3 protein-coding genes are annotated in these 11,504 nt (G+C 76.2%); all 3 read left to right on the top strand.

The window, feature by feature from the left end; genetic code table 11:
• The first annotated feature begins 22 nt into the window (after positions 1-22).
• Positions 23-4,756 carry an SDR family NAD(P)-dependent oxidoreductase gene (locus E4099_RS34885; protein WP_135340623.1) on the top strand — a complete coding sequence of 1,578 codons (4,734 nt, stop codon included), beginning with the start codon at positions 23-25 and terminating at the stop codon, positions 4,754-4,756.
• Positions 4,749-9,017, top strand: coding sequence for a type I polyketide synthase (locus E4099_RS20885; protein ID WP_135340622.1), 4,269 nt, complete (start codon positions 4,749-4,751; stop codon positions 9,015-9,017). The genes E4099_RS34885 and E4099_RS20885 overlap by 8 nt, the downstream gene beginning before the upstream one ends.
• Positions 9,018-9,094: 77 nt before the next feature.
• On the top strand, positions 9,095-11,504 hold a 2,410-nt coding region (locus E4099_RS20880; RefSeq protein WP_167828438.1), incomplete at its 3' end, for a condensation domain-containing protein.

Raw genomic sequence — 11,504 nt, 5'->3', positions numbered from 1 at the left:
CCGCCCCACCCACCCCAGCCGTGTGGGGCGGCTGATCCGCCGGCGTCTGGGGTCCGCCGTGCACCAGGCGCTCGCCGAGCTGGCGCGGCAACACCGCGCGACCCTGTTCATGGTGGTCCAGTCCGCCTGGGCGGCCACCCTCACCCGTTCCGGGGCCGGCACCGACATCCCCCTGGGCACCCCGGTGGCCGGACGGGACGACGAGGCGCTCACCGACCTGGTCGGGTTCTTCGTGAACACCCTGGTGCTGCGCACCGACACCTCCGGGGACCCCCGCTTCGCCGAACTCCTGGACCGGGTACGGGAGACCGACACCGCGGCGCAGGCGCACCAGGATCTGACGTTCGACCGGCTGGTGGAGCACCTCAACCCACCCCGGCAGCTGGCCAGGCACCCGCTGTTCCAGGTCTCCCTGGGCCTCCAGGAGGCGGCCGGCGAGCGGGTGGAGCTGGCCGGGGAGCGGGTGGAGCTGGAGCGTCCGCATCCGGGCGTGGCCAAGTTCGACCTGGCGCTCAACGCCGTCGAACAACGTGCCGCGGACGGCGCTCCGGACGGGCTGGAGCTGGTCATCGAGTACAGCACCGACCTGTTCGAGCCGGGCACGGTGGAGCGGCTGGCGGATCAGCTGTGCCGGATCTCGGAGGCCGCCGCCGCCGACCCGCACCTGCCGCTGTCCGCGCTCGACGGCGGCGCGGCGGACGGGGCCGCCGATCAGGCCGAGGTGGCGGCACGGGCCGAGGCGGCGGTGCGGGCCCTGCCGACCGTGCACGACTGCGTGGTGCTGGCCCGCGGCACGGACCTGGTGGTGCATGCCGTCCCGGACGGCCGGCTGACGCCCGAGCAGGTCGCCGAGGCGGCCCGCGGCGCCGTACCGGCCGGCGTACGGGTGCACACCCTGCTGCTGTCCACCCTGCCCCGCACCGCCGACGGCGCCCTGGACATGGGGGCGCTGGGGGCGCTGCCGCTGCTCGACCAGGAGACGGCCGACGCCTGGCAGCGGCTGCTCACCGCCGACCCCCGGGTGGGGGCCGCCGCGGTGCGGATCGAGGAGGCGCCCGCGCCCGCGCCGCGCCGGGTGCACCTGTCGGCGGTACCCGGCGGGCCGGCCGCCGGTTCGCTGTCCGAGGCCGCCCGCCCGCAGGCACCGGCACCCTCTCCCGCGGCCGGCGGCAGGCCCTCGATCAGCCACGGCCCGGCCCTGGTACCGCTGGACGTCCCCGACCTGGTGACGGCGCTGCGCCGGGCCGCCGCCGGGCCCGGGGAGCTGGTGCATCTGCGGGCCGACGGCTCCGCGGACCGGCAGAGCTACGCGCGGCTTGCGCAGGAGGCGTCCCGCGCGCTGCACGGGCTGCGCGCCCTGGGGCTGCGCCCGGGTGACCCGGTGGTGCTCCAACTCGACTCCACCCGCGACTTCGTGACCGGCTTCTGGGCCTGCGCGCTGGGCGGTGCGAGCGTGGTGCCGCTCGCCGTGCCACCGGGCGGATACACCGCGGGCGGTGCCCAGGCGAACCGCCTGGTGAACGCCTGGCGGATGCTGGAGCGGCCGCTGGTGCTGGGCTCCGCCGGCTCAGGCGAGGCCATCGCCGGGCTGCTGGCCGAGGACGGTCCCAAGCCCCGGGTGGCCGAACTCGGCAGCCTGCTGTCCGGTCCCGAGGACCGGGACTGGCACCCGGCCGAGCCGGACGACCTGGTGCTGCTGATGCTCACCTCCGGAAGCACCGGGCGGCCCAAGGCCGTCGAGCTGAGGCACCGCAACATCCTGGCCCGCACGGCGGGCGCGATCGCGGTCGACGGTCTGACCTCGGCGGACACCTCGTTCAACTGGATGCCGATGGACCATGTCGGCGGCATCGTGATGGTCCACCTGCGAGATGTGGTGGTCGGCGCCCGCCAGGTGCTCGCCCCGCCCTCCTGGGTGCTGGAGGACCCGCTGCGCTGGCTGGACGCGCTGGACCGCTACCGCGCCAGCTACACCTGGGCCCCCAACTTCGCCTACGGGCTGCTCGTGGAGCGCCTGGCGGCGGCCGGCCCGGAGCGGAGCTGGGACCTGTCCCGGCTGCGGATGGCGGTCAACGGCGGCGAGGCGGTGGTCCCCCGGGTGGCGCGCCGCTTCCTGACCGCCCTGGAACCGTACGGGCTGCCGCGCACCGCGGTGCGCCCGGCGTGGGGCACCACGGAGGTGTGCTCGGCGCAGACCCACGCCGTACTGACCCTGGACGGCGGCAGCGACGAGGACACCCTGGTCAACCTCGGGCGCCCCTACCCGGGCTGCTCCTTCCGGATCGTCGGCGAGGACGGCGCGGTGCTGCCCGAGGGCGCCATCGGCCGGTTCCAGCTCCGCGGCCCTGCCCTCACCGACGGCTACCACCACGCCCCGGAGGCGAACGCGCGGGCGTTCACCGAGGACGGCTGGTTCGACTGCGGGGACCTGGGCTTCCTGCGGGACGGCGAACTGACCCTGACCGGGCGGGACAAGGACGTCATCATCGTCAACGGGGCCAATCTGCATCCGCACGACATCGAGGCCCTGGTGGAGGAGCACCCCGACGCGGAGCGTTCCTGGACCGCCGCGGTGGCGGTGCGCACCCCGGCCGACAGCACCGACCGACTCGCGGTCTTCCTCAGCCTGCGGCCGGGCGCCGACCGGGCGGCGGCGCTGACCGCCATCACCAGGGCGGTGACCCGGCAGACCGGAGTGCGGCCCGGCTATCTGCTCCCGGTGGGCCGGGACGAGATCCCCAAGACCGAGATCGGCAAGATCCAACGGGCCGCGCTGCGCTCCCGCTTCGCCGCCGGGGCGTACACGGAGGTGATCCGGGAGACCGATCTGCTGCTGGGCAACGAACGCACCCTGCCCCACTGGTTCCACCGGCCGGTGTGGCGGCGCGCGAACGCCCCGTCCACCGGTCCGCACCGGCTGGCCGAGGGCCACACCCTGGTGCTCGCCGACCCCGGGCACGCGGTGGCCGATCGGCTCGCCGCCCTGGTCACCGAGGCGGGCGGGCGGTGCACGGTGCTGGCCGACCCGGCCCTGCTCGCCGGGCCGGCGGGGACGGCCGCGGTGCGCCGGGTCGTCGACCTGACCCGGCTCGGCGCCGCCCCGGGCGATCCGCTCGACGCCGGCCTGGCGGTGGGTGAGGCGGCCGCGGTCGGCAGGCTGGTGGCCGCGCTCGCCGCCCACCACGGTACGGGCGCCCCGGTCGAGGTGGAGGTCGCCGCCCGCGGCAGCCGGGCGCTGCCGGGTGAGCCACCGGCCGACCCGGCCCACGCGGCGGCCCTCGCGGTCCTGCACAGCGCCGCCCAGGAGCTGTCCTGGCTGACGGCGCGCTGGACGGACATGGGTACGGACGCGGCGGACGACGCGGCCGCGCTGCTCTTCCGGGAACTGGGCTGCCCGCCCACCGAATCCGAGGTGGCCCTGCGCGGGGCACAGCGGTGGGTCGCCCGACTGGCCGAGACGGACCCGCCCGGAACCGGCGCGCCGCAGGCCGGCCCACCGGTCCGCGAGGGCAGCAGCCAGCTGATCACCGGCGGTCTGGGCGGCATCGGCCGGGAGCTGGCCCGGCACCTGCTGGTGCGCTACCGCGCCCGGCTGACCCTGGTCGGCCGGAGCCCGGCGGACGATCCCGAACGCGCCGCCGCACTCCGCGAACTCCAAGCGCTGGGCGAGGTCCGGTACCTGGCGGCCGATGTCACCGACCCCACGGCGGTGCACACCGCGCTGGCCGCGGCGGGCCGGCCGGACGGTGTCTGGCACCTGGCCGGCGACATGGACGAGCTGCCGGTGGCCTCGGGAGGCCGGGAGCGGTGGGAGCGGGTGATGGCGGCCAAGGCGGTGGGCGCGGCCGTGCTCACCGAGGCGCTGCGCGACCGGCCCGGCACCCTGTTCGTCTCCTTCTCCTCCGTCAACGGCCACTTCGGCGGCGCCACCGTCGGCCCGTACGCCGCCGCCAACGCCTATCTCGACGCCCTCACCGCCCACCAGCGCCGGATGGGCCTGCGCGCCCACAGCATCGCCTGGAGCATGTGGGACGACACCGGCCTGAGCCGCGGCTACACCCTCAAACCGCTCAGCCAGGCCCGCGGCTACCGGACGCTGGGGCGGCGGGAGTCGCTGGAGTCGCTGGCGGTGGCGCTGCACCAGGACGTACCGCATGTACTGGTCGGCCTGGATCCGGCGGCGCCGTTCGTCCGGGCCCGGCTGACCGCGCCCGCGGCGCCCCTGCACCGGCTGGTCGGCTACACCACCCCCGGCGGCTCGGCACCGCACCCCGCGGGGCCGCGGCCGGACACCCTGCCGGACCGCTTCGGGACCCCGGTGCCCTGCACGGTGGTCCCGGTGGAGGCGCTGCCGTCCGCCGCACCGGCCGGTGCGCCGGAGGAGGACGGCGCGGAGCTGCGGTCCGCGCTGGCCGCCCTGTGGGCCGAGGTGCTGGAGCTGGACCGGGTGGCGCCGGATGACGACTTCTTCGCCCTGGGCGGCCACTCCATCCTGCTGGTCGGTCTGCGCACCCTCATCGGGGACCGGCTGGGGCTCCAGGTGGAGGTCGCCGATCTGTTCACCCATCCCACGCCTGCCGCCCTCGCCGCCAAGCTGGCCGGCGACGCGGCCGGGGACACCCCGCCGTCGGCCGAGCGGCCCGGGGACCCGGCCGCCCCGCCGGACGCCGAGCAGCGCGCCCGGCAGCGGCGCGAGCACCTGGCCCGCCGTCGGGCCGCCGCCTCCCTCCGGAAGGACACCCCTGACCATGACTGAACCCGTGGCACCGGCGGACGCGTTCGGCAGCATCGCGATCACCGGCATGGCCGGGCGCTGGCCCGACGCCCCCGACCTGGATGCCTTCTGGAGCAATCTGGCGGCGGGCCGGCACAGCACCCGGCCGATCCCGGACGACCGGTACCTGGCGGCCGGCGGCGACGAGGCCGGGCTGAGCGATCCGTACCGGGTGCGGCAGGCCTCCACGGTCGAGGACATCGAGCTGTTCGACGCCGAGTTCTTCGGATACCCGCCCGGTGAGGCCGCGCTGATCGACCCGCAGCAGCGGATGTTCCTGGAGGTGTGCCACCACGCCCTGGAGCACGCCGGCTGCGACCCTTCCCGCGGCGGCGGGCAGATCGGGGTCTACGCGGGCACCAGCCAGAGCGAGTACTACCTCAACCATGTGCACCCGCGGTTCGCCCGGACGCCCGGCTCACTGGAACTGCTCGCCGCCAAGTCCGGCAACCTGCCCGACTCGCTCCCCACCCGGGTCTCCTACAAGCTGGGCCTGACCGGACCGAGTGTGTGCGTGCAGACCACCTGCTCCACCTCGCTGGTGGCGGTGCACCTGGCCTGCCAGGAACTGCTCGCCTACCGCTGCGACACCGCCCTGGCCGGGGGCGCCGCGCTCAACCCGGCGGCCCACTGCGGCTACCGCCATGTCGACCAGGGCATCCTCTCCCCCGACGGACGCACCCGCACGTTCGACGCGGAGGCGCAGGGGGCCATCCGGGGGGACGCCGTGGCGGCCGTGGTGCTGCGCCGACTGGAGGACGCGCTGGCCGACGGCGACCGGATCTGGGCCGTCATCAAGGGCTCGGCCGTCAACAACGACGGCTGCCGCAAACCGGCGTTCAGCGCCCCCAGTCCGCAGGGCCAGTCCGATGTGATCACCGAGGCACTGGCGGCGGCCGGGGTGGCGGCGGAGACCATCGGCTACGTGGAGGCGCACGGCACCGCCACTCCGGTCGGCGACCCCATCGAGGTCGCGGCGCTGACCGAGGCCTTCCGGAAGACCACCGACCGCACCGGGTTCTGCGTCCTGGGCTCGGTGAAGTCCAACGTCGGCCACACCGAGGCGGCGGCCGGGGTCACCGGTCTGATCAAGGTGGTGCTGTCCATGGCGCACCGCCGGCTGCCCGGCACGGTCGGCTTCCGCACCCCCAATCCGGCGATCGACTTCCCGGCCACCCCCTTCCGGGTGCACGCCGAGACGGTGCCCTGGGAGCCGGCGCCCGGGGTTCCGCTGCGCGCCGGGGTCAGTGCCTTCGGGGTGGGCGGCACCAACGCCCATGTGATCGTGGAGGAACCGCCGCGGCAGCCCCCCGCCGAGCGGGCGCAGGCCGCCTCGGACGGTTCCTGGGAGGTGCTGCGGCTGTCCGCCCGGACCCCCGGGGAGCTGGACGTGCTCGCCGCGCGGCTGGCCGACCACCTCGCCGCGGAACCCGGCCTGCCGCTCGCCGACGTGGCCCACACCCTGCACCTGGGCCGCCGGGCGTTCGGCTACCGGCGCACCGTGGTGAGCCGCGGCACCGCCGAGGCCGCCGAGGCGCTGCACACCCCGGGCGACATCGCGGGCCCGGTGCCGGCGGGCGGGCGGCGGCTGGCCCTCCTGCTGCCCGGCGGCGGGGCCCAGTACCCGGGCATGGGCGCGGGTCTCTACCGCGCCGAGCCGGTCTTCCGGGCCGAGATGGACCGCGCCTCCGCCGTACTGCGGCCACTGCTCGGCGTGGAGCTGACCGAGCTGCTCTACGGCGAGGTGGCGCCCGCCGCCCGGGTGCCCGCCGACTTCCCCTCCCTGGTCGCCGTCGAACACGCGCTGGCCGCCACCCTCGCCGCCCAGGGGCTACGGCCCACCGCCCTGCTGGGACACTCGCTCGGCGAGTACACCGCGGCCGTCCTGGCGGGCGTGATGTCCCTGGAGGACGCACTCGGCCTGGTCGTGCTGCGCGAGCGGCTGATGCTGCGCGCCGGGGGCACCACCCTGGGCGTCTGGCTCGGCGAGGAGGCGCTGCGCCCCTATCTGGCCGGCGACGCGGCGGTGGACCTGGCGACGGTGAACGCCCCGGGCTCCTGCACGGTCTCCGGCACCGAGGAGGCGGTGGCCGCGCTGGAGCGCCGACTGGCCGAGGACCGGGTGGAGTGCTCCCGGGTGCGGCTGGCCACCGCCCCGCACTCCCGGCTCCTGGACCCGGTGCTGCCGGAGTTCTCGGCGGCGGTCGCCGAGGTCGAACTGCACGCCCCCACCATTCCGTACGTGTCCAATCTGACCGGCACCTGGATCACCGCCGGGCAGGCCACCGACCCGGACTACTGGGTGCGGCACATGCGGGGCACGGTGCGCTTCGCCGACGGGCTGGCCGCCCTCGCCGAGGCCGGCAACCCGGTGCTCCTGGAGTGCGGTCCGGGCCGCACCCTGGCCGGCTACGCCGCCTCCCGGTCCGGGGGCACCGCCGACGTCCTGCCGGCGATGCGGCACGCCAAGTCCAGCCTGCCCGACCAGCAGGTGCTGGCGGCGGCGGTCGGCGGGCTGTGGGCGCACGGGGTCGCGGCGGAGCCCGGCACACCCTCGGCCGGGCGCCGCCGGGTACCGCTGCCCGGCTACCCGTTCACCCGCACCCGGCACTGGATCGACCGTCCCGGCACCCCCTGGCCGGACACCGGAGCCCAACCGGCGCGGTCGGCCCCCGCCTTCCCGGTGGACCTCGCGGCGGAGGAGGCTGCGCTGCACGCCGCGGAGGCCCGGCTCAGTGCCGAGCTGCCGACCACGCCGGACTCCGCGGAGGGGCGCCGGCTGCTGGATCGGATGTGCGTCCTGCAGGTGGCCGCCTACCTGCGCGACCAGGGCCTGGACACCGCGGTCGGCGCCATCCACGAGCGGGCCGCGGTCCACCGCGCGCTGCGCACCGTGCCCGCCTACCGGAAGTTCGTCGACGCGCTGCTCCACCTGCTGGAGGTGCACGGCGTCGTGGCGGCGGGGCCCTCGGAGGACCGGCTGCGCTTCGTGGCCGACGCCGGCGACGCGGAGGAGATCGCCAAGACCGAGCAGACCATCCGCGAGCGGTTCCCCGAGTACGTCGAGGAGATGGAGTTCCTCCACTACTGCCAGGCCCGCTACGGGCAGGTGGTCAGCGGCGAACTCTCGGACACCGAGGCGCTGATGCCGCACGGCCGCTCGGACGCCGCCGAGGCGGTGGACCGCAAGTGGGTCGAGGCCCGCGACATCAGGCTGCACCAGACGCTCATCACCGAGCAGGTCCGCCGGCTGGCCGGGCGGGTCACCGGCCGGAAGGTGCGGATCCTGGAGGTGGGCGGCGGGCAGGGCAGGGTGACCTGGCCCCTGGTCGAGGCGCTGGACGCGCTCCCCGACGTCGAGTACCGGTTCACCGACATCGGGCGCGCCTTCGTCCTGGAGGCCCAGCGCCGCGCCGAGCACGAGGGCCGGCCCTGGATGTCCTTCGCCACCTTGGACATCACCCGGGACCCGGAGGAGCAGGGCGCCGAGCCCGGCGGCTGGGACATGGTGATCGCCTTCAACGTGCTGCACGCCACCGCGGACCTGCGGGCCACCCTGCGAAACGTGCACCGGCTGCTGGCCCCCGGCGGCGTGCTGTTCCTGCTGGAGCTGGTGCACGAGCCGCCCGTGATGCTGGCCACGGCGGCTCTGTTCGAGGGCTGGTGGCACTTCGAGGACGATCTGCGGGAGCACTCCCCACTGGTTCCCCCGGCGGTCTGGCGCCAGGTGCTGACCGACACCGGGTTCGTGAACGTCACCGCCTGCCCCGAGGTACCGCGCCAGGACTCCCTGATCTCCCATGCGCTGATCGTCGGGCAGCGGAGCACCGGCCGGCAGTCCGCGCCGGCCCCGGCCGAACTCCGGCCCGAGCCCGGCGCGGCGGCCCCCGCGGCCCGCCCCGCCTCCTTCAACCGGCGGCCTGAGCTGGCGCAGCCGTACGTCGCACCGCGCACCGAGCTGGAACGGCAGGTCGCCCTGCACTGGCAGGAGGTGCTGGGGGTGGAGCCGATCGGGGCCGAGGACAGCTTCTTCGACCTCGGCGGCGACTCGCTGCTCGCGCTGCAACTGGTCACCCGGCTACGGGACACGCTGCGCGCCGAGCTGTCGGTCAAGAACCTCCTGGAGCGGCTGACCGTCGCCGCCGTCGCCCGCGACATCGAATCCGGCGGGAGCGGTCCCGCCACCGCCTCCGCCGCGATCCCGCGCAGCGCACGGCGGGGCGCGGCATCCCAGGGCGGCTGAACCTCCCCCGCCCCGGCCGGGGTCCGGCGCCCGGACCCCGGCTCGCCACCGCCCACGTCCCGTCCAGGAGTTCCCGTATGTCCGCTTCCACCGCACCAGACCCTCGTCTCCCCGCGCAGCGGCCCGGCCGGCTGGCCTTCCCCGCGTCCCCGGCCCAGGAGCGGATCTGGCGACTTCGGCAGCAGGACTCGGACAATTCCTCCGACCCCTGCGACCCCTGCGACCATGTGTCGCTCGTCTTCCGTATCCGGGGCGACCTGGACCGGGAGGCGCTCGCGGCGGCCCTGGCGGATCTGATGGAGCGCCATGAGCCGCTGCGCACCGTCTTCGACGACTCCGGGGACGGGCTCCAACAGGTGGTGCTGGAACGCGCCGAGCTGCCGCTGACGGTCATCGAGCCTGGGCGCGACGGCGCGGCGCGGGCGAGCGCGGACGGGGAGAACGCGGCCCCGGAGGGCGCGGACCGGGAAACCGCGGTGCGGGAGGGCACGGACCGAAAGGACGCGGACCGGGCGAGCGCGTACTGGGAGAACCCGAACCCGGAGGGCGCGGACCGGGAAACCGCGGTGCGGGACGTGATCGCGCGGCTGGTCCGGCGGCCGTTCGCGCTGAGCGATGAGGTGCCGCTGCGCGCGGGGTTGCTGCGGTCGGCCCCGGGCGAGCACGTCCTGGTGCTGTGCGTACACCGGATCGCGGCGGACGGCTGGGCGCGGGGCATCCTGGTGCGCGAGCTGGGCACCGCCTACCGGGCGCGGCTGGCCGGGCACGCACCGCGGCTGCCCGAGCCGCCCATCCAGTACGCGGACTGGTCGGAGTGGCAGCGCGAGCAGTACGACGAGCGGGCCAGGGCGGCCGGACTCGCCTACTGGCGGCAGCGGTTGGCGGGCGATCCGCCGGCCCTGGAGGTGCCCGGCGACCGGCCGCGGCCCGCCCGTCGGTCCCGCGCGGGCGCCCAGGAGGAACTGGAACTGCCGGCCCGGCTCACCACGGCGCTGCGCGCGTACCGCGAGGAACGGGGGGTGGCCCTCCACCCGATCCTGCTCGCCGGGTACGCGGCCTTCCTGGCCCGGCACACCGGCAGCGGCGACATCCTCGCGGGTACCTCCTCGACTCACCGGGACGACCCGCGGCTGCGGGATCTGGTCGGCCAGTTCGCGGTGGTGCTGCCGATCCGTCTGGCGCTGGCGGACGGCCCGTCGTTCACCGCGCTGGTGGACCGGGCCGAAGAGGCGCTGCGCGGGGCGCGCGCCCATGACCGTACTCGCTGGGAGACCGTCCTGGCCGAGACCGCCTTGGATGGATCCGCTCCCCGCGGCCCCCTCGTCCAGACCGTCCTCACCCTCCAGGACGTCGAGCCGCCCCAGCTCGAACTGGCCGGGGCGAAGGCCGAGCAGCTGCCGGTGGTTGCCGACTCCACCCGCTACGACCTGGAGTTCCACGTCCAGGATTGCGGCGGGGCACTGGGTCTGCGGGTGGTCTACCGCACCGAGCTGTTCGACGGGCCGACCGTGCGGCGACTGGCCCGGCGCTGGATGCGGCTGTTGGCGGCGGCGGTGGCCGACCCCCGGCTGCCGGTCATCCGGCTGGACCTGCTCACCGAGGAGGAGCGGGCCGCGCTCACCGCCGGTCTGCGGCGCCGGCGGCCTCCCGAGCCGGTCCCGCCGCCGGTACGTCTGGCCCACCTGTCGGCCGGTCGGTCGCCGAAGGTGGCCGTGGTGGACGGCGCGGCGGCCACCACCTGGCGGCGGTTGGACGAGGCCGCCACCCGCCTCGCGGCCCGGCTGACCGCCGCCGGGATCGGCCCGGGCAGCCGGCTGGCCATCGCCGCCCCACCGGACGCTTCGGCGGTCGCCGCACTGCTGGCGGCCCTGCGCGCCGGTGCCGTGATCGTGGGCCTGGACCCCGCCGACCCGCTCGCCCGCAACCGCGATCTGGTGCGCCGCTCCGGCGCCCTGGCGGTCCTGACCGATGCCGAGGGCCCCTGGGGGGTGCCCACCCTCTCGCTAGGGGAACCCGGGCCCGCCCCGGCACCGTCCGAGGAGCCCAGGTGCCCGGCGGACGGGACGGACCGTACGGCGCCAGCCGGTCGGCCCACTTCGGCCCACCACCCGGACCACCCCCCACGCACCGCGGACGAAGCCGCGCCGGCCGCACCCACCACGCGCCTGACGGACGCGGCCGGGGCCTGGACCGGGGCCGGGGCCGGGGCCGGCCACACCGCGCACGCAGGACAGCCCGCTCTGCTGGAGTGGTCGGACCATGGCCCCCTGGTGCTGGACGACGCCGCGCTCAGCGCACAGACCGCGCTCCTGGTGGAGGCGGCTGGGGTGGACCGGGCCGGCTCGGTGGCGCTGGACGCTCCGCCCGGGTCGCCGGTCTTCGTACGGGGCGCCCTGGCCGCGCTCGCCGCCCGGGTCCGCCTGGTGCTGGACGGAGGCGGGGCCGACCTGGTGCTCACCGCGAGCCCACCCGCGGCCCGGCCACCAC

The organism is Streptomyces palmae (genome assembly GCF_004684805.1).
GTDB lineage: Bacteria > Actinomycetota > Actinomycetes > Streptomycetales > Streptomycetaceae > Streptomyces > Streptomyces palmae.
Note: the sequence above shows the minus strand (reverse complement) of the source record. Positions and strands in the feature narration are given on the sequence as shown.